The sequence below is a fragment of the Allosalinactinospora lopnorensis genome (genome assembly GCF_000981225.1).
Lineage (GTDB): Bacteria > Actinomycetota > Actinomycetes > Streptosporangiales > Streptosporangiaceae > Allosalinactinospora > Allosalinactinospora lopnorensis.
This window is the reverse complement of record NZ_LAJC01000032.1, coordinates 1-19576: the sequence shown is the minus strand read 5'-3', so window position 1 is coordinate 19576 and position 19576 is coordinate 1. Positions and strand designations below refer to the sequence as shown.

Below are 19576 nucleotides of genomic sequence, written 5' to 3'. Positions count from 1 at the left end.
TGCGCCACCGTGAATGACGACACCTCCAACAGTGAGGACGGCCTGTCGACCGGTGCGGTCCCAGCCAGCTCCAGCAAAGGAAGCCACAGCAGTGCCAATGACGAGGAACAGCACGACACCGGCGGGCGCGGCCGAGGTCTCCCACCGCCTGTCGCGCGCCCCTGCAGCGCTTCGTATCAGCGCGTTCGCCGTATCGGCCGTTCTGCTGTCCGCCTGCGGAGCCGATTCATCCGAGAACGGATCGACGCAAAGCGGTGGGGTGGGCCTGCGCCTGCCCGATGAGACCTCCCACATTCACGGTGTTGGGGCCGACCCCGACACCGGTGAAGTATTCGTGGCCACGCACGCAGGACTGTTCCGTATCCACGCTCCCGAAAACGCAACCGGCGGGGACGCGGTACCGGAGATGGTCGGCCCGGCGATCGACCTGATGGGTTTCAGCATCGCGGGCTCCGGCCGCTTCGTGGCCAGCGGGCACCCTGGGCCAGGCACCGACCTGCCCGATCCGGTCGGACTGATCGAATCACGCGATGGCGGGCAGCGCTGGGAGCCGCTGTCCCTGCAGGGGGAGTCGGACTTCCACGCCCTTGCCACCGGCGAAGAACGCGTGATCGGTTTCGACGGCCGCCTGCGCGCCACTGAGGACGGCAGCACATGGGAGGACCTCGACAGCGCCATCGAACCGTTCTCCCTGGCTGTTTCCGACGACGGCGAGACCGTCCTCGCCGCGGCCCGGCAAGGACTGAGGCGCTCCACCGATGGCGGGAGTAGCTTCACAGCCGTTCCGGAGGCGCCGGCCCTGGTCCTCATCGACTGGGTAGCGGGCATGGACTCCGTCTATGGGATCTCTGTGGACGGCCAGGTCCACCGCAGTGAGGACGGCGGTGCGACGTGGGCGCCGACCGGCACGGTGGAGGGGGAGCCCGAGGCGCTGCACGCCGATGCCGACCAGCTCATCGTGGTCGCCGATCACCGCGTGAGCCGCTCCACCGATGAAGGCGCCACCTTCGAAGCGTGGTGACACTCGCCGTTCGCGGCTTTGAGCGCCTTCGCCGTACGATCTGAGAGGCCGAGGCGCTACGTCCCGGACGTGTCGCCTGGCGCGGCGGACCACCGGATCACCGGTCCGGTGGTTGTCCTTGTCGCGGTGCCGCTTCTCCGCCGGGTTGGACATCGGCCGGAACTCCCGCCATACCTGCCCATTGTGTATTCTTCCTGGCGTGTTCGGACGAACGGCAACAGTGGCGCGCCACCCCCTGGGGGCAGGGCTGCTGTTGGCGTTCCTGCTGGGCGCCTACCTCTTCTGCTCGATCTGCCATCCCACCCCGCTCGGAGGGGGCACGGCCGGAGCAGAAGCCCAGGCAGCCGCGCAAACCAGCGAACCCGCGCATACGACGCCCGCCGGGGACCGCGAGGAGACCGACGACCACGGTGGCTGTGATGACAGCGGCCTTCTCAGTGCTGACAACCGTCCTGGAACGGCGAGTTCCGTCATGCTGCTCGCCCTCGGCACGATTCCCGCTTCGGCGCTGTGGTCGGTCCTCCAGCAGGTTCATGCATGGTTCACGTCTCCGCGAACGCGCGTAAGTCTGCGGAGCGGCACGCGTTTGCTCCTCTCACTCTGCATCAGGCGGGTCTAGACCAGCGGTAGGCGCCGCGTCGACCGCGTCTGCAGCGTGCGGATGAGATCCCCCATCCTGCGGCTTTTTCGGGAATGTTCTGCACCTAGCAGGTGAGGACTCGCGTCCGACGTTTCCTTTTCCCGGGGTCGAACGCTGCCGGGTTCATCGCATCCGGTGGTCCCGGCTGTTTCGGCGGTCCTGGCCTCCTCTTGCCCTGCCGCCGCTCTCCGCAGACTCCCATTCGGACGCATTCAGCGCCGACGCCCTTTTCTGCACCTCCGGCCTTTGCAATAAGGCCCTCTTCCCCCTTTTCCAGAGACCTGTTTCCCAGCTCCAGACATCTACGAGTCCGAGGAGTACCCTATGAGCGATCACGCACAACAGCGGAAAATGAAGCGGATCACCGCAGGTCTGGGCGCCTTCGCCGTCACAAGCCTCGTGCTGCCCACTGCTGTGGCCCATGCCGAGCCGGAGCCCGAAGAGGTCGAGGAACGCATCGACGAACTCACTGAGGAGTCGAGCACCCTCGTCCAGGACTACAACGAAGCCGAAGAGGAGCTCGACGCCACAGGGAAGCGCATCGAGGACCTTGAGGAGAAGATCGGCGACGAGGAGGATCGCTACGAGGAGCTGCGCGGAGAGGTCGCCCAGTACGCCAGCGCCGCCTACAGGTCCGCCGATCTCGACGCCACCACGACGATCATGAGCGTGGAGGATCCCGAGGACCTTCTCGACCAGTCCGCGGACGTGTCCTACCTCTCGGAGAACCAGAAAGCCGAACTCGACGAGTTCGCAGGCTCCTCCGAGCGCCTCATCAACCTCAAGAAGGAGGCCGAGGACAGCCGCGACAAGGCCAAGGAGAAGAGCGACGAACTCGAAAACCAGAAGAACGACGTCGAGGACAAGCTCGCCGAGCAGGAAGAACTGCTCGCCGAACTTGAGGAAGCCGGTTCGTCGGCCAGCGGCGCGGCACAGGGCTCCGCGGCCGGGGCCTCCTACAACGGCTCGGCTTCCGGCGACGCCCGCGCTGCGCTGGACTTCGCCTACAGCAAGATCGGCACCCCCTACCAGTGGGGCGGTACCGGTCCCGACGGCTACGACTGCTCCGGACTGATGCAGGCCGCCTGGGGCGCTGCGGGAGCCGGCATCCCCCGCACGACCTACTCCCAGTTCGAGATGCCGAACAAGGTCTCCCGGGCTGACCTACAACCCGGCGACATCATGTTCTTCTTCGACGACCTCGGCCACAACGGCATGTACGCCGGTAACGGCAGAATGGTGCACGCGCCCAGCAGCGGCAAGACCGTGTCCGAAGTCAACCTCGCCGACTACTGGGACCAGCACTTCGTCGGAGCGGTCCGCCCCTGATCCCGCCTCCCGGTCGGCGCCTCCGGCCGCAGCCGCGATCACGGCTGCGGGCTGAGGCACCGCCGGTTACGGCCCGGTGCCGGTCGCCCGGTCGGCACCGGCCGCAGTTCGCCGGCATAGGCCACACCGTGGGATCCAGGCACGCATAACCTCGGTCAGAGGGACAACTGAGGTGCCTTGATCCGTGGAACATCCCAAGACGGGCCAGACCACCCATACACCCAGTCCGTAGGGGCCAAAATCACGTCAGGGCAGACCAAGCTCTCCGCTGAAGTCGGAGCGGTTCACCCAGACCGGCGACGCCACCGCCGGGGACTGCCCAGGCCACCCCAGGTCGCGTTCTCAAACGGCACAGAATGGACACGGGTCTCACCCGCGGCCTCGGGGCGTCTCAGGCGTGGGGTGGTTCGCCGGTGACGGTGTGGTCGGCGTGGTTGAGGGCTTCGAGGACCAGGCGCCGCAGGTGGCCGTCGCGCAGCCGGTAGACCGAGTGGCGCGCCTGCTTGCGTGCCTCCACCAGACCGGCGAGTCGAAGCTTGGCCAGGTGCTGGGAGACCGCGGTGCGTGAGGCGCCGCATGCCTGGGTGAGCTGGCCGACGTCGGCGTCGTGCTGGGCCAGCACCCACAGCAGGTGCAGCCGGGTGGCATCGGAGAGCAACTGGAAGACCCCGGCGGCCACGCCGAGCTGGTCCGTGCTGGGCGGCGCCTCGTGCACGAGGCTCGGTTCAGCGGCCGGCGGCGACTCGCGGGTGCTCATGTGCGCAGTGTATTCCGCGATTCCGCGCATCGTATGCCGCGTGCGCTGTGCGGCCATCACCGTGTATCGACCGGTTCGGTCTCTCGCTGCGGCCACCGGGTGTGCAGGCGGTCGATGACGAACTCATGCCTGTGCCCCCACCAGCCCGCGCCGACCGTTTCGGCGTCGTGCAGGTGCGGGTGACCCGGGTGCAGATCGGCGTGGACATGGGTGAGCGTACGTGGATCGCCCGCCGGCCAGGCACACACCGCGAGTAGGGCCGCGGCCAGGGTCAGACCGGCGAACGCCAGCAGGGTGGTTCCCATCCCGGCCGCGGCGCCGAGCCAGCCCGCGAGCGGATAGGTGCCCAGGAAGCAGGCGTGGGAGAGGGAGAACTGCGCGGCGAAAAGGGCCGGGCGGTCCGCCTGGTCGCAGGAGCGGCGCAGCAGCCGCCCGCCGGGCGTGAGGATCAGCGCGGTGCCCGCGCCGAGCAGCAGCCAGGTGAACAGCAGGAGCGGCCAAGCGGTCGCGGGAGCGAGCGCCATGATCGCCGCCGCTCCGGCGAGGACGGCCGTGAGGAGGAAACCCGCGGGCAGCATCACCGGCCGGTCGCCGAGCCGGTCGAGCAGGCGCGGCAGCCTCAGCGCCACCGCCATGGACCCCGCGCCGTAACACCCCAGCGCGATCGCCACCTCCACCTCGCCGCGGCCCAGCACGCCGCGCACGATGACGACGGTGTTGACGATCACGACGGCGCTCGCGGCCGCGACGACCACGTTCATCGCCAGCAGCGCGCGCAGGCGCGGAGTGGCGAGAAAGACACGCGCGCCCAGCGTGATACGTCGCCACACCCCGTCCCGACGGCCGCTCGGAGCCGCTTTGGGCAGCAGCACCGAGACCACCAGGGCCGCTGACGCGAGGAACCCCAGCGTCGTCGCGGTGAACAGCCCCTGGTAGGTCACCAGGGTCAGCAGGGCCGCGGCCAGAACCGGACTGAGCAGACTCTCCAGGTCATAGGCCAACCGCGACAACGACAGCGCCCGTGTGTAGTCGCGCTCGTCCGGCAGCACGTCGGGGATGGTGGCCTGGAAGGTCGGTGTGAACGATGCCGAGGCCGCCTGGAGCAGGAAGATCAGCACATAGACCTGCCAGACCGAGTCGACGAACGGCAGGCACAGCGCGACCCCCGCGCGGAGCAGATCCGTCGACACGAGGAAGGCACGCCGGGGCAGCCGATCGGCCACCGCTCCGACGAGCGGGGAGACACCGACATAGGCCACCATCTTGATCGTCATCGCCGCGCCGAGCACCGCACCCGCGGAGGCGCCGGCGATGTCGTAAGCCAACAGCCCCAGCGCCACCGTCGCCAGCCCCGTCCCCACCAGCGCCACAAGCTGGGCCGCGAACAGATGCCGGTAGGTCCGGTCTTTGAGCACCCCCAGCACGCCCGGACCTCTCCCTTCCGATCGGCGACAGGCTCTCGCTCCACCACAGTCACGCAAACATAGCACTCATGTGCGCATGTATGCACTCAAGTGACATAAAGAGACGCGCGGACCCCATCGGGTGCGGCGCACCTACTGTTGACGGCATGGATCCTGGGTCTCTACCACGCCGGTGAGTAACCGGCGTCGAAGCCGTGGCCGCCAGCGCCTTCGACCCGGTCAGCGGGGAGAGGCCATCGGGGAGGTGGTGTCTGCCCAGGGGTCGGGCGGACGGCTGCGCGCCGCGGGCTTCCAGCCAACCGGGTGGCCGGATCGTCGGCGTGCTGGCGGTTCGGCCATGCGGGGCCCTGTTGTGCTGGGGCTTCCGGTGCCCCCGCGATCGGTACCGGGTCCGGGCTGTGGGCGTGCAGCGGCTCCACCGTTGCGCTGCGGGCAGATCATGCGCCCCGAGGACTCCGGTGCCGTTTCAGTTGCCGCCTCGGCGCAGACCGCGCTGTGAATCTCAGGTCGGCGATCGCACATCCTGCGCCGCGCACCGCTGTCGTGGTGCTGGTGGTGTCCGATGCGGCCCTCCATTGGAGGGTCACGTGGAGGGTCGCGACCGCGACATCGTGTATCTGCTCCGGATCCCTGAGCCCTCGGTCAACCGCGGCGGAGTACCCGGGTGCGGGCCAGTCCCAGCAGTTCGCGTGTCTCTTCGATCCGCAGCAACCGGGCGGCTGCCAAAAACAGCAGCCCGCCGGCCAGGCAGCCGACCGCGGGGAGACCGGCGAGTGTGGCCGGGCCGTCGGGGAATCGGGCGGCCAGGAGTTCTTGCGCTCCCAGCGCTGCGGCGACACCGGGCAGTGCCGCGATGTGCAATCGCGCCAGGGTGGTGGCGATCCGTCGCCCGTCGAACCCGCCCAGACGACGGCTTAGAACCAGTCCTGCGATGGTGGAGCCGAGGACGTAGGAGAACATGAAGCCGCCCGCGATCCCGATGACGACCTGGGGAGCCGGCAGCAGCCAGTAGCAGGCCACCCCGATGGCGCCGTGCGCCGTGACGTTGGCGATGCTGATGAGCGCCGGTGTCCGGGTGTCGCCGGTGGCGTAGAAGACCCGCAGCATCAGTTGGTAGATGGTGAAGGGGATCAGCCCGAGGGCGAAGGCGGTCAGTACGTGGCCGATGGCTCGGGCGTCCTCCGTCGAGGTGGTGCCGCGGGCGAACACCAGGACACACACCTGGGTGGCGAAGACGGCCAGCAGCAGGGCCAGCGGCACCAGGATGGCTGATGAGACGCGCAGTCCCCGGGAGAAGTCCGCTCGGACCTCCGCCCAGTCCCGGTCCGCGGCGTGGGCGCTCATGCGGGGCAGCAGGACGGTGATCACGGAGACCGCGATGATGGCATAAGGCAGCTGGAACAGCTGGTAGGCGTAGTTGTAGGCGGTGAGGCCGGCGCCGACCCCGGCTTCCTGGGCTGCTTCCACCCCCGCCCGGTTGGCCAGGTTGGCCGTGATGAGCAGGCCGAGCTGCATCGTGCAGACCAGCACGAACATCCACCCGGCCGCGCGCAGGGCCTCTCCAAGACCGGAGCCGCGCAGGTCCAGGCGGGGACGCCAGCGGAAGCCCGTCGCCCACAGGGCGCACTGCAGCACGGTGGCCTGCAGCACCATGCCGCATGCGGTACCGGCGCCGAGCAGCAGGATCTGGTGGTCGGTGATTGAGTCCGGGGTGCTTCCCGGGCCGGCGACGGCCAGGAAGGCCGCGCCCACGCTGATGATCACCAGGTTGTTCACAACGGGTGCCCAGACCGGTGCGCCGAACCGGCCGCGGGTGTTCAGCATCGCGCTCGACAAGCCGCTCACCCCGATGAAGAAGATCTGCGCCAGCAGGTAGCGGGCGAAGAGGACCGCGACCTCGAACTGGGGATCGGTGAACCGGTCGGCGTAGAGGCGGATGAGCGGCTCGGCCGCCAGGACGGCCGCGGCTGTCAGCGCGGCCAGCAGCAGCACCGCCACCGTGAAGAGCCGGTTCTCGGTGGCCTGCCCGCCATCGGCATCGGCCTTGCGGCGCTTGACCAGGAACGGGACGATCACGCTGGCCATCAGCCCGCCGATGAGCAGGTCATAGACGATGAAGGGGATGGTGTTGGCGGTGTTGTAGGCGTCGCCGAGCAGCTGGGTTCCCAGCGCCGCGGCCAGCACCACAGTGCGACCGAACCCGGTGACGCGGGAGACCAGTGTGCCGGTGGCCATGACCGCGCTCGATCTGGCCAGGCTCGGACCCGCGTCCTCCGGGGGGCCTCCGGCGGGTGGTACGCGCTCACGGTGAGCGCGTTCCGTGGTGGGGGCGCGTTCGTCCTCGGTGGTGCCACTGGTGGTGATGTCGCCGGCCACTGGCTCGATCTCCCTTCAGAGTTCGTGGTGCATGGAGCCCATGCCAGTGACCCCGCTCCGGCGCCGCTTGGGCGGCGAGGCACTGCGCTACGGACTCGATGATCGGCCGCGGTCGCGGTGTTCGCCTTACAGGTCGAGGGTGAAAGGCACCCAGCGCTTGCCGTCCGCGTCGCACTGCTCGGGCCGGGTCTGCCAGCCCAGGCGCTTGTAGAAACGCTGAGCTGGCTCGTTGTCACAGGACGTGAACAGGCGCAGCCGTTCCACACCGTGGACCTTCGCGATCTCCACGAAACCGCCTACGAGCGCCGCGCCCACCCCCGCGCCGCGGAGGCGGGTCTGCACCGCGATGTGGCTCAGCACCCCGGTCCGGCCCCACTCCTCCTGAGCGGACCCAGCGGAACGGCGCCGCCGCATGCCGCGCAGGTAGCGTCGGGCTCGGGTGCGCACGAAGCGGGCGGTCAGTTCGGGGCGCACGAGTAGCGACGCCATGCCGCAGCGTGCCAGGTCCCACCTGTTGAGGTGCATGACGTGGCGGTGGTGGACCACCTCGTCGGTGGCTCCCACCAGGAAGCCCACGGCGGTGCCTTCGACCTCGGCGATGAGGGCCACCGCCGCGGGGCTGGTCAAAAAGGTGCGGTAGTACCGGCCGAGGAAACGGTCGCCGAGCTCGACGAAGAACCCGGCGGGCAGGTTCGCACGGTGCAGCCGTACCACCGTGGGGACATCACCGAGTTCCATGACGCGCAGTGACACCGCGGGCGTCTCCATAGGCGAGGTGGATGACATGCCCACAAGCTACTACACTTGTAATAGATGCATCACCACTCCGACGCCCCAGGGCAACCCGGCCTACTGCGGCCGGATTCATCGCTCGCGGCCGCCCCAGCGGCGCACCGCACAACCATCTACTAACACTGTAGTAGCAACGAGGTTGCGGACATTTCGAAGAGGGGGAACGGCCCATGACGGAGAAACGCGCGAACGTCCTGGTCACAACGGCGGGTGCGGTGGGCACGGCCGGAAAGATCCTCGGTTTGCGTCAGCATGGCCACCGGGTCGTCGCCACCGACTGCGATCCGCGTTCGGCTGGCCTCTACCTGGCCGATGCCGCCTTCACGGTCCCCGGGGGGACGAGCCCGGCGTTCCTTGGACGGATGCGGCGCATCTGCGCATCCGAAAACATCCAGGCCATCGTTCCGCTGGTCGATGAGGAGCTTCTCCCGGTGTGGGAGCTGGCGGCCGAGGGCGTCGAGATCCTGCTTCCGCACGCCGAGATGGTCGCGCTCTGCCTGGACAAGCTGGTTTTGATGGAGACCCTGGCCGAGGCGAAGGTCACCGTGCCGCACACTCGTCTGGCCACGTTCGGGGCCGGCAGCCTTGCCTATCCCCTGATCGTCAAACCCCGCGCGGGGCGCGGCGGCCGGGGGATCGCCATCGCCCGCAATCGCCGTGAACTCCGCGACATCCTGGCACGGGCCGGCGACCTCGGCCAGTGGATCATCCAGGAGTACGTCGAGGGACCGGAGTTCTCCGTCTCCGTTGTGGCCTGGCGCGACGGCCAAGTCCAAGCGGTCGTTCCCAAAGAGGTCGTGCTGAAGGAGGGCAGCTCACGCTACGCGATCAGCCGCCGCAACCCCGCTATCACCGAGATCTGCATCGAGACCGCCCACGCCCTTGACGCCGATGGGCCCTTCAACGTCCAGCTCCGCCTTGACTCATTGGGCGCTCCGCAGGTCTTCGAGATCAACCCGCGCTTCTCCGGAAGCTCCGCCCTGACCACCGCCGCAGGGATCGACGAGATCAACGGGCTGCTCGCCCAAGCACTGGACACGCACCAGCCGCCCGTTACCGATAATTGGCAGGAAAATGTGGCCATGATCCGCCACCCCATCGAGACCTTCGTTCCGGCAGATGAGTTCGTTGCGCGCCGCAACGCGCTAGAGGCGGCCCACTGATCCATGCGCCCACGCCAAGGACCAACCACGGGGCACACCAAAATCCAGAGCGGAAAGCACGTGAGGCCAGGCGCCATGGCTTTGGCGAGCGCACTCTGTGTGCTGAGCGCATGCGGTGCCGTCGAGAGAGCCGGAGAGGAGGAAAGGGGCGTGCCAGACACAGAATCGGCCACGCTACCCGAGGTCCGGGCCTACGAGGTCGCCCAGGGCGAGCCCGCCCCCGAGGTGAAAGGTACCGCTGCGCGTTTTCTGGAAACCGTCTTCACCTACGGCGTCGGCGAGGGCACACCACAGAAGACCCGCAAACGCCTCCACGCCGAAGAGGCGAGCGACACCGCCGTCGATGACGCCCTTCCCCTCCTTGCCGAGGACGCAGCAAGCGCAGCACAGGTGATCTATCCGCAACTGGGCGGGCTGACCGAAGACCAGGCCTCGATCATGGCGGTGGTCGAACTACACCTGCTGCAGGAGAAGCCGCCACGGACACCCGGACTCTCCTCCGCCACTCGCGTCATCGACCTGCGCCTGAGCCGCGACGAAGACGAGTGGCAGGTGAGCGGGATCGCCTCCCTCGGGGGCGAACCGCCAGACGGCGGCTCCACCGAGGACCCTGGTATCTCCGATGCCGCCGAGGACGTTCTCCAGTCCGAGCGGATCAAGCTGCCCGACACCGCCCGGTGGGATATCCTGACTGGTGAGATCGATGACCGGATCCTGCAGATGATGCTCGCGCTCTCCGCCGAGCACACCATCTCGGTCGCCGTCCTCTCCACCGGCCACCCGACCAACGTCTTCGACAGCTCCTCCGTCAGCAACCACATCAAGGGCCGGGCTGTAGACATCTGGGCCATCGACGGCACCACCGTCTCCGACCTACGCGACCAAGGAGCCGACAACACCGCGCGCGCCCTGATGGAACTCGCCCTGGACAACGGCGCCACCGAAGTGGGCGGGCCGTGGGCCTTCGACACCAGCGGCGGCGCGACCTTCACCGACACGGTGCACGAGGACCACCTGCACATCGGGTTCAAACAATAACCACACACCAGCGGCGAAGACGCATCTCCTCCCCCGCCAAAAGTCAGCGACAATGGGGCGGACGGGGCGACTCGACAACGACGCTAAAGGTTCACCAATGTCACGAAGAAAACTCGGCCAACTAGAAGCGGAGGTCCTGGCGGTACTGGCCGGCGCCGACGGTTACCTGTCGACCAGTGAACTGTGCGAGCGCCTCAACGGCGACCCCGCCTACACCACGGTCAACACCATCCTGTTCCGGCTCCTCGACAAGAAAATGGTCGAACGCTCCCAGCGCGGACGTGCCTTCGTCTACCGCCTCCTCGTCGACGAATCCGAGATCGCCGCGGAGCGCATGTTCGGCCACCTGCGCGTCGCCAGCGACCCCTCGCACGTGCTCAGCCAGTTCGCCCACGGCCTCAACAACTCCGAGGCCGCAGCACTGCGCGCAGTACTGAACGAGAACAGGAACCAGAACGAGGAGTCGCCATGAGCACAGTCGCATTGGCTCCAGCCGCCGCGCTGACGGTGCTGAGCCTGACTCTCGCCTGGCGCCCCCCGTCACTGCACCCGGCCTGGTCGGCCCGGGTCCTGGTCGTCCTGTCGACCACCACGGCTTTGACCGTCAGCACCACCGTCGCCTTCATCGCGGCCGTCTTCATCGCAGGGCAACTGCCTGCCGAGGCGGTAGCGGCGACCTCGCAGGGCAGGCTGCTGCTGGAGCACGCGCCCATCCCCGCCTACCCCGGACTGCTCGCCATCGCGTTACTCGCCGTGGGCGCGTTCTGCACCATACGCCTTGCTTACCGGTGGTGGCGCGACCTGCAGACCGTACGTCAACACACCTCAGGCATCAGCGATCACGACCAGCCCATCGCCATGGCCGTGCCCGGACACCACGGCGGTGTTCTTGTCTCCAGAGGTCTGCTACGGCTGCTGACACGCGAACAACTGCAGGTCGTCTTCCGGCACGAACACGCCCACCTGCGGCACCGGCACCACCTCTACGGCTCGGTCAGCGCATTCGCCGCGAGCATCTTTCCGCCCCTGGCCTGGGTGCACCGGTCGGTACGGCTCGCACTGGAACGATGGGCCGACGAGGACGCCGCCGCGACTGTCGGCGATCGCACGCTCGTCGCCCACACCATCGCCCAGGTCGCCCTGGCCTCCCCGAAATCCAGCACCTCATGGCATCCGGCACTGGCCAATTCCCACGTCGTGCAGCGCGTCGAAGCTTTGCTCAGCGACGCGCCCTCGACCAACCGTGTGGCCGGGCCGGCCCTGCTCAGCGGGGCCGGTGTGGCCACCAGCGGCGTGACCTCCTCGGCTTTCCAGCTCAACCACGTGTTCCTACTGCTGGTCCTGTGACGCCATACGCGCACATGCGGCGGTTTTCATTCACCGCCCCGCGGCGCCCCCGAACAGGTGTCCACGAATCCCCGGTAGCACACACCAAACCCTCCACCGAACCCGGAACGGTTCAAGGCCGCTGGCCGTCACCGCGGGGTGCTGGCCTCCTCGGCGGCGCTGATCGGCTTCGGCCTGGACTCGGTCATCGAGGTGTCCTCGGCCGCGGCAGTGGCCTGGCAGTTCTCCGCCCGCGAGCACGCCTTGCGCCAGGCGCGGGAGAATGGGGTGCTGCGGATCATCGCCGTGTCATTCTTCGCTCTGGCTGCCTACGTCACTTTCGAAGCACTGCGCTCGCTCCTGGGCACCGGTGAGGCCGAGACCTCCGTACCCGGGATCGCGCTGGCCGCCACCTCGGTGGTGATCATGCCGTTCCTGTCGCTGGCCCAGCGCCGGCGGGCCGCGGACTCGGCTCGTCCTCAGCGGTGACCGACTCCAAGCAGAGCCTGCTGTGCACCTACCTCTCCGCCGCCCTGCTGGCAGACCTGCTGGCCAACGCCCTCTTCGGCGGGCATGGACCGACCCGATCGTCGCGCTGCCCATCGCCGCCGTGGCCGTCAAGGAGGGGCATGGCGGTCGTGCGACGGTGCTTTTGGCGGCCATCTCCGCGCCGCCAATGGGGCGGGGCGGTGACCGCCGAGTCGGTGGCACTGTCACCGCGGGTGTTCTCCGCAGGCCGATCCCGTGTGGCAGCCGGTGGCGCCCTTCGGCACCTGAGCCGGGCTGTTCCTCAGGATGGACGCGCTGGCCGGTTTCGTCCGCCCCCGCTCGGTTGCCGCTGGCAGCGGCGGCGGTCTGCCGTGAGCATCCGCCTCGGCTGAACCGGTTCCGGCGACCGTGCGCGGGGCCACGGCGCGGACCGCGCGTCCGCCCGCCTGTCCCGCCGGTCGGCACCTTGTGCTCTGGTAGCCGGGGGCGGAGTCGCCGATATCGCACCGGATGCGTACGCCCCTGCCCCGGTACGTGTGGGTTTGGATAGGGTTCATGGGGTGGTGCGGACGACGATGCGACGGCTGTTCGGCGCGGGAACCGCGCTGCTGGCGCTGCTGCTCTTGGCCCACGTCCTGGGCGCCTCCTGCCACGGCGGCAGCACTGCGGACTCACTCGCCGACGTGCCCGCCACCGCCTCGGCCGCATCCCAGATGAGCGCACCGCCACACGAGGCGACAACCGAGCGCCACCTGTGCCAGAACGGTGCAGCCTTCGGTGTCCGCCAGCGCACCACCGCGATCAGAACAGCCGCACTGCCAGGGCTGGGCGCGGCCGCCCTCGCCGTGCTGTGGACCGCGGCGCGGCGGCCCGCTCCCCGCAGAGAGCGGTCTTCTCCGCAGACGCCGCGCCTTCGGGCACGGCTGCATGTCTCCCTGTGTGTACTACAGGTGTAGGCTGACCGCCCGCTGAAGCCGCGCTTCGCACCGCTCACGGCACTGACGGGATTCCCGCGCGGATGGGCCGCCCTGGCTCGCCCGGCGCCGTGCGGACCGCTCCGCAACGCCGAACCCGTCGAGGCACACGAACGCTGCCGCCCGCTGCAATGACCGTGGCCCTCACCCCGATCGGTGGCTCCCTTCACCGACGTCGCACGGCAATCACCGGCCCCTCAGTCCAGACGCACGACTTCGAAAGACTCCCGAAAATGCCATACACCAGCCGTTTTCCGCTGACCAGAACGACCGGCGTCTGCCTGGCCGCTCTCGGCCTCCTGGTCGCGACCGCCTGCTCCAGCGCACCCGCCTCAGATGCGGAGCCCGGCGGCGAGAACCGCCAGCCGACCGAGCTCCGGATCTCGCCGGAGGACGGTGCCACCAAGGTCCGGCCCGACCTTCCCGTCACCGTCGAGGCCGACGGCGGCACCATCACCGACGTCGACGTCGCCACCGCCGAACAAAAGGACACCGGCGCCAACGAGATGACCGGCTCCCTCAACGACGACAAGACCGAGTGGACCGGCGACTGGACGCTGCCCCCCGGCGCCGACGTCACCGTGACCGCCACCGCCGCCTCCCCCGACGGGCAGGAGAGCGAGACCACCAGCGCCTTCACGACACTGCCCGCGGCCGAGGGCCAACGGTTGGGGCTGGAGTCGAACTTCCCGACCAGCGGGAAGACGGTCGGGGTCGGCATGCCCGTCGTCGTCAACTTCGACCTGCCCGTGCAGAACAAGGCCCGGTGGAGTCGGCGATGGAGGTCCTGTCCGACGAACCGGAGGAAGGCGCCTGGAACTGGTTCGGCGACCAGACCGCGGTCTTCCGCCCCAAGGAGTACTGGCAGCCCGACCAGGAAGTCACCGTCAACCTGCGCCTGGCCGGAGTCCAAGCCGCCGACGGCGTGTACGGCACCGAGAACCACCAGCTCAACTTCGAGGTCGGCCGCTCCCAGATCAGCACCATCGACAGCGACACCAAGCGTATGACCGTCGAACGCGACGGCCAGCAGATCAAGGACTTCCCCACCAGCATCGGCCGCGCCGACGTCGAGAAGTACACCACCACCAGCGGCACCCACCTCACCATGGAGAAGTACGAGGACCTCGTCATGGACTCGGCCACCGTCGGTGTGCCCAAGGACGACCCCGAGTACTACAAGCTCGACGTCCAATACGCGGTCCGCTTCTCCGACAGCGGCGAGTTCACCCACGCCGCCCCGTGGAACGACCAGCTCGGCGAGGCCAACCTCAGCCACGGCTGCCCCAACCTGGCCACCGCCGACGCCAAGTGGTTTTACGACAACTCCTATATGGGCGACCCGCTGATCGTCACCGGAACCGACCGCGAACTCGAAGTCGACAACGGCTGGGGCTACTGGCAGCGCCCCTGGGAGGAATGGGTGGCCAACAGCGCAACCGGCGAGCCCGATGACACCGGCGAGGGGGGAACACCCGGAACAGTGCACACCGAGGACGGCTGAGAACACAGCGCCAAAGACGCACGCGGCGGACCGGCCCATCCCGGCACAGCGTCAGGTATCGGCCGCCTCGACGCGCCTGCGCCGAGGCGGCCCTGCTGCCCCACTGCTTGACCAACCGCCCCAGCGCTCCTTCCGGCCAAACTGCGCCGCGATCTCCTGTCCGCTGGGCAATGAGCCGTCCTCGCGCCGGTTGGCCAGCGCCCACTTCCAGGCGTCGCACTGCACTTGAGGTAAAAGGGGGCTCTGCCGTTCAGGGACTCCGCAACGAGGCTCACCGGCTGACTCCTGTACCTGAACCACGTGCAGATGACGGCGCTCCTGTGGTTTTGAAGCCTTCTCCGACTCCGCAACTGAGGGCGCATCGCGCTCCTCAACGCCGATTGTCTTCTCATCTTCGGTGTGCGTACGCACTGCGTGGGTGTTGCGTACGCCAGCGGCATTCGCGCGGAACTGGCGCATCAGCAGCTCATGGGCTCCGATCAGCGCGAAGGACGGCCGGGCGTGGATGATGCGCGACCAGGCGGTGGGGTCGGCCACCGCGATGTCGGCCGCGAGCGACGCGACGCCGCCGATGATCAGCAACGTCCACGGCAACAGCCCACCACGATGCCCTTGACGGGCGTCACTGAGCAGAGTCATCGACGACGCGACGATGATGCCATCCACCACGAGGGGAAACAGCGCCGCCCGCTACTCGGGCTCGCCATGGCGCAAGGCGAGTTCGTACATGTGGCTGTAGCTGACGACAGCGGCGATCACGGCCAGCAGCAGCACCGCGCGATGGTTGTCCAGCGGGACCAGCGGGAAGAACTCATACCAGCTCACCGTCCCGTCAGATCCAGCTCGGTGCTCAGGCGAACCCGCGCGTTGGAGAAGGTCGGGCGGGTTGAGGGGGTATAGGAAATCGGTTCGAGGCCCCCTCGGACACAAGGCCATCACTTGGAACCCTGCGATCAGCAGGGGTTCTCTTATGGGGCTGGCATGACCGTGTAGAGAAGTCGCAGGTCACGACCATGGGGGTTCGACCCCCCTCGGACACTCCCGATTACCCCGCATCGCAGGTCACAGCAGTGCGAACGGCGAGACCGGTCCGGGTGCGGTAGGCGCTCGCACGACGACCGCGCTCCCGGGTCCGGCCCCAAATGCTGCGTCTGGTGACTTTCTTCGCCTCCGACATGCTGGCCTATGGAGGCGTCCCCATGCGCAAGCCATAGCACTATAATTGCTATAAGTACTTTGGACACTATAATCGAGTCATGCCGGCCATTGAGATCAGTTCCGATACCTATGCCAAGCTCTCCGCCATCGCTACTTGGGAAGGGATATCCATCGGAGAGGTGGTCACCCGCCTGCTCAATCGGAAGCCCGAGCCAAGAGGTCGAGGCGACGGCCGTGTTTCGGTGCACGCCGTCTACAGACAGGTCCGCGTCGAAGGGACGTACGACCCGGGCACCCAGACGGTGACCATCGACTCATCCCCGTGGGAGGGCGAGGAGTTCTCTAAGCCCAGCACGGCCGCCATCGCGGTCGTCACGCGGTACAACCCGGAGCGCAACGCGAACACCAACGGCTGGCGGTTCTGGCGGGTGAGCGATACCGGCAGGCTTCTGGACTCACTCCGCGAAACGTAGGGCACACGGTCAAGGGCGCCGCAAGCGCGCCTGATGAGAGTCCGCTTGGTTTCGGGCTGCTCGTCCCAGCTCTAGCAACCGACGCCGAGCTGCCTGCTGGTCCGATATCACGGCTCCCCGGCGTGCTTCCGCCGCCATCAGCATGCCTTCAAGGTCGCGCGACGAGCAGGAAGCTCGCAGGAATCCTTGAACAGATCACGCACCTATCAAACTTAAGACCGTTATCCTTTGATAGAGGACAGCCCGGTGAAAGGAAAATCCGCTGATGGCCACTTGGGAAGAGGCCCACTGGGAGTCCAGCGCGGACACTGGCCTGCCGCGCTCTGCGCAACGTTCCGGGCTGTATCAACGGTACGTCCCTGACACCGTTGATGGCTTCGCGCTGGGTATCGACGGAGGGATCTCGCGTGAGGTTACCGCGATCGAGCGAAGTATCCGTGCCCTCAACAGCCTGGGGGCGGAGAACTTGGCCGGCATTGCGCGGTTCCTGCTGCGCTCCGAGGCCATCGCCAGCTCGCGGATTGAAGGCATCTCCCCGTCGGCGCAGCAGGTCGCCCTCGCTGAGCTCGGTCAGTCGGAGGCGGTTCGTGGTGTAAGCGAACAGGCACGGTTCGTGGCCAACAACATGACGATCGTGCGGCAGTCGACGACCGAACTCGTCGAGGTCGAGACCTTGACGGTCGACCACATCGTCGGACTTCATCAGTCACTGCTTCCCGACCAGCCCCGGCACCACGGCCTGCGCAAAGTGCAGAACTGGATCGGTGGCTCGGACTGGAGCCCGATCGGAGCGGACTTCGTCCCGCCAGATCCCGACCGGGTTCCCGGGCTGATGGCTGACCTCACCGACTATATGAACGGGGCCGCCCATGCTCCCTTGATCCAAGCCGCTGTCGTCCATGCGCAGTTCGAGACGATCCACCCCTTCACCGATGGCAACGGGCGCGTGGGCCGTGCGCTCGTCCACACGATTTTGGCACGCCGCGGGCTGACCGAACGCGCGGTCCTTCCAATCAGCCTCGTACTCGCAACCCTGCGGGACACCTACGTCACCGGGCTAAACGTCTACCGACACGATGCACCCGCTGCGAGCGTAGACGCGAGTGCATCAATCAACGAGTGGCTGACGGTCTTCGTTCGAGCCTCTGCCATCGCTGTCGAACAGTCGAAAACGCTCATGAAACAGATCGAGGATCTACGCTCTGACTGGACCAATCGCTTGTCGACACATCGAACATCCGTCGGCCTACGCGCCGCACCGCGGGCAGATTCAGCCGTTGCGCGCTTGCTCGACCACCTTCCCGAGGCGCCTGTGGTTACCGCGACGACCCTGTCGAAGATCCTCGATATCTCGTTCCCGGCGGCGAGTGCTGCCCTGGATGAACTCCGTCAGGCCGGTATCCTGCGGACCAGGTCGATTGAACGGGGCGCCACCGCCTACCTCGCCCGCGAGGTGCTTGATCTGATTACGCTGACGGAGCGCACCTTGGCGAGCACCAAGTTCGACACCCGTACTACTCCTCCGAACCGCGCCGTTCCAGCCCGCCCTGAGAACCAGAAACCCGACTCCACAAGACCCGGCACACACTAGAGCCTCCAATAAACAGTGGATCAGCGGTGCGAGCCACGCTGCACGACCGGCCCGACGTGCTCGTCATCGACTTGGAGATGCCCGGTGTGGACGGGCTCGGTGCCGTCGCGGCGATCCGCCGGGAGCGACCGGAGCAGGTGATCCTCATGCTGACCCGCCATGCCAGGCCCGGCGTGCTCCGCAAGGCACTGAAACTCCGGGTCCAGGGCTTCGTCAGCAAGTCGGCGGAACCGGCGCACATCGCTTCGGTCATCACCGCTCTGCACGCAGGCAAGCGGTGGATCGACCCGGACGTCTCCGCGCTCGCCGTCATCGACGACTGCCCGCTCACCGACCGGGAGATCGACGTGCTGCGGGCGACCGGCGGGGGGTACTCGGTCGCCGACATCGCCGCCCAACTCCACCTTGCCGAGGGCACGGTGCGCAACTACCTCTCCAACGCGATGCAGAAGACCCAGACGCGGACCCGGCACGAGGCGGCGCGGTACGCGCGCGAACACGACTGGCTGTAGCCGACCACAGCGGCGATCTCGTCTTCGTCGAGTTGGGCGTTGGCCAGTGTCCGGTCCCTCGCGGATCCACTCCGCGACGACCTTGGGGGCCGTTCCGGCCTCCGGCGCGGCGCGGTAGCGGGCGAGCTTGGTGTCGCACTCGGCGATCTTTTCCTCGGCCGCGCGTCGTGGACCGTCGGCAGCCGTCCCGTTCGCGGGATGTCGGTGTGGCGCCCACAGCGGGTGTGTTCCTCGGGTCCGAGGCGATGAGTTTTTGTCTTGCGGTCAGTCACCACTGTCGAGCCCCTCAGCCGATGCGGCTCGACCGGCGGGCGCCCAGAGCGCGACACCGCTGCCGACGGAAGGAAAGGCCGATGTCAAGCCTGATGGTGGACTTCATCATTTCACTCGACGGTTACGGGGCCGCGGAGGGCTGGCCCGGCTACTGGGGCATGGAGGGGCCTGAGTATCTCGCCTGGATCGAGAAAGGCGCCGAACACGAGCACGTCGCCCTAATGGGTGCGACGACGTACCGGCTGATGTCCGGGTTCGCCGCTGAGATGCCCGACGAGCCCGGCCTCGCCGCATTGACCGCGATGCCCAAGGTAGCGTTCTCCTCGACCTTGGAGACGCCATTGTCATGGGCCAACACCGAGTTGGTCGACGGGGACGCGGTCGCGGCTGTGCAGGACATGAAGCGGCGCGACGCGCGACCGCTGCGCACCATCGGCAGTCTCAGCCTGTGCCGGTCTCTACTCGAAGCCGGCGTGGTGGATCGCTTCCGCGTGGTTATCTTCCCGGTCATCACCGGCGCCACCGGGAGGGACCGCATCTTCGACGCGTACCCCGACATCGCCCTCGACTTGGTCGACAGCCGCACATTCGACGGTCGGCTTCAGTTGCTCGGGTACGTGCCCACCGTGCTCGATGGGCCGCCAGGCGTCGGCGACTGACCGCCGAGCCCGCTCCACGGTCCTGTCGCCGCGGCGCCCCGTCCTTGGGACCCGCACCTTGGCCGGACGGTCGATGA

17 protein-coding genes and 2 pseudogenes are annotated in these 19576 nt (G+C 67.8%); 13 read left to right on the top strand and 6 right to left on the bottom strand.

Annotation, left to right across the window (positions count from 1 at the left end; translation table 11 throughout):
* Window positions 1-97: 97 nt before the first annotated feature.
* Together VS93_RS13390 and VS93_RS13380 are read left to right on the top strand one after the other, a co-directional pair.
* Window positions 98-1021, top strand: a complete 924-nt coding sequence (locus VS93_RS13390) for a F510_1955 family glycosylhydrolase (protein ID WP_156184818.1) — start codon at window positions 98-100, stop codon at window positions 1019-1021.
* Between the two features lie 964 nt (window positions 1022-1985).
* Window positions 1986-2990, top strand: a complete 1005-nt coding sequence (locus VS93_RS13380) for a C40 family peptidase (protein ID WP_046470273.1) — start codon at window positions 1986-1988, stop codon at window positions 2988-2990.
* Window positions 2991-3381: 391 nt separating this feature from the next.
* On the opposite strand, the gene VS93_RS13375 is transcribed toward VS93_RS13380, so the two are convergent.
* The 4 genes from VS93_RS13375 to VS93_RS13360 form a co-directional block, all read right to left on the bottom strand.
* Window positions 3382-3747 (bottom strand): ArsR/SmtB family transcription factor, encoded by a 366-nt coding sequence (locus tag VS93_RS13375; RefSeq protein ID WP_082126866.1) that lies wholly within the window; start codon window positions 3745-3747, stop codon window positions 3382-3384.
* A 56-nt stretch (window positions 3748-3803) separates the two neighbouring features.
* Window positions 3804-5171, bottom strand: a complete 1368-nt coding sequence (locus VS93_RS13370; protein WP_046470272.1) for an MFS transporter — start codon at window positions 5169-5171, stop codon at window positions 3804-3806.
* Window positions 5172-5813: 642 nt separating this feature from the next.
* Window positions 5814-7547 carry a murein biosynthesis integral membrane protein MurJ gene (gene murJ / locus VS93_RS13365; protein WP_394298820.1) on the bottom strand — a complete coding sequence of 578 codons (1734 nt, stop codon included), beginning with the start codon at window positions 7545-7547 and terminating at the stop codon, window positions 5814-5816.
* A gap of 126 nt (window positions 7548-7673) precedes the next feature.
* Window positions 7674-8300 carry a GNAT family N-acetyltransferase gene (locus tag VS93_RS13360; protein ID WP_046470271.1) on the bottom strand — a complete coding sequence of 209 codons (627 nt, stop codon included), beginning with the start codon at window positions 8298-8300 and terminating at the stop codon, window positions 7674-7676.
* Window positions 8301-8509: 209 nt separating this feature from the next.
* Here VS93_RS13360 and VS93_RS13355 point away from each other — a divergent pair, with 209 nt between their 5' ends.
* The 7 genes and pseudogenes from VS93_RS13355 to VS93_RS13325 all read left to right on the top strand — a co-directional run bounded on the left by VS93_RS13355 (window position 8510) and on the right by VS93_RS13325 (window position 14833).
* Window positions 8510-9502 carry an ATP-grasp domain-containing protein gene (locus VS93_RS13355; protein WP_052745732.1) on the top strand — a complete coding sequence of 331 codons (993 nt, stop codon included), beginning with the start codon at window positions 8510-8512 and terminating at the stop codon, window positions 9500-9502.
* A gap of 150 nt (window positions 9503-9652) precedes the next feature.
* Window positions 9653-10540, top strand: coding sequence for a hypothetical protein (locus VS93_RS13350; protein ID WP_236700529.1), 888 nt, complete (start codon window positions 9653-9655; stop codon window positions 10538-10540).
* Between the two features lie 97 nt (window positions 10541-10637).
* Window positions 10638-11012, top strand: coding sequence for a BlaI/MecI/CopY family transcriptional regulator (locus VS93_RS13345; RefSeq protein WP_046470269.1), 375 nt, complete (start codon window positions 10638-10640; stop codon window positions 11010-11012).
* A complete protein-coding gene (locus VS93_RS13340; protein ID WP_046470268.1) occupies window positions 11009-11887 on the top strand; it encodes a M48 family metalloprotease in 879 nt (292 codons plus the stop codon). The genes VS93_RS13345 and VS93_RS13340 overlap by 4 nt, the downstream gene beginning before the upstream one ends.
* A 138-nt stretch (window positions 11888-12025) precedes the next feature.
* Complete coding sequence (locus tag VS93_RS13335) at window positions 12026-12355, top strand: hypothetical protein (protein WP_338022734.1); 330 nt, start codon at window positions 12026-12028, stop codon at window positions 12353-12355.
* 575 nt (window positions 12356-12930) lie between these two features.
* Window positions 12931-13311: a hypothetical protein gene (locus VS93_RS13330; RefSeq protein WP_156184817.1), complete on the top strand. Its 381-nt coding sequence runs from the start codon at window positions 12931-12933 to the stop codon at window positions 13309-13311.
* A gap of 251 nt (window positions 13312-13562) precedes the next feature.
* Window positions 13563-14833: pseudogene (locus VS93_RS13325) on the top strand (Ig-like domain-containing protein).
* A 51-nt stretch (window positions 14834-14884) separates the two neighbouring features.
* Here VS93_RS13325 and VS93_RS13320 read toward each other — a convergent pair.
* Together VS93_RS13320 and VS93_RS31635 are read right to left on the bottom strand one after the other, a co-directional pair.
* Window positions 14885-15502 carry a hypothetical protein gene (locus tag VS93_RS13320; RefSeq protein ID WP_236700528.1) on the bottom strand — a complete coding sequence of 206 codons (618 nt, stop codon included), beginning with the start codon at window positions 15500-15502 and terminating at the stop codon, window positions 14885-14887.
* A 21-nt stretch (window positions 15503-15523) separates the two neighbouring features.
* Window positions 15524-15658 (bottom strand): DUF2637 domain-containing protein, encoded by a 135-nt coding sequence (locus VS93_RS31635; RefSeq protein WP_236700527.1) that lies wholly within the window; start codon window positions 15656-15658, stop codon window positions 15524-15526.
* 431 nt (window positions 15659-16089) lie between these two features.
* Here VS93_RS31635 and VS93_RS26990 point away from each other — a divergent pair, with 431 nt between their 5' ends.
* From VS93_RS26990 to VS93_RS13300, 4 genes and pseudogenes are all read left to right on the top strand, one after another.
* A complete protein-coding gene (locus tag VS93_RS26990; protein ID WP_052745731.1) occupies window positions 16090-16464 on the top strand; it encodes a hypothetical protein in 375 nt (124 codons plus the stop codon).
* A 265-nt stretch (window positions 16465-16729) separates the two neighbouring features.
* On the top strand, window positions 16730-18055 hold the full coding sequence (locus tag VS93_RS13310; protein ID WP_046470266.1) for a Fic family protein: 1326 nt from the start codon (window positions 16730-16732) through the stop codon (window positions 18053-18055).
* A gap of 11 nt (window positions 18056-18066) precedes the next feature.
* Window positions 18067-18567, top strand: a pseudogene (locus VS93_RS13305) (LuxR C-terminal-related transcriptional regulator); the annotation flags it as partial.
* Window positions 18568-18920: 353 nt separating this feature from the next.
* Window positions 18921-19499 (top strand): dihydrofolate reductase family protein, encoded by a 579-nt coding sequence (locus VS93_RS13300; protein WP_046470265.1) that lies wholly within the window; start codon window positions 18921-18923, stop codon window positions 19497-19499.
* Window positions 19500-19576 lie beyond the last annotated feature (77 nt).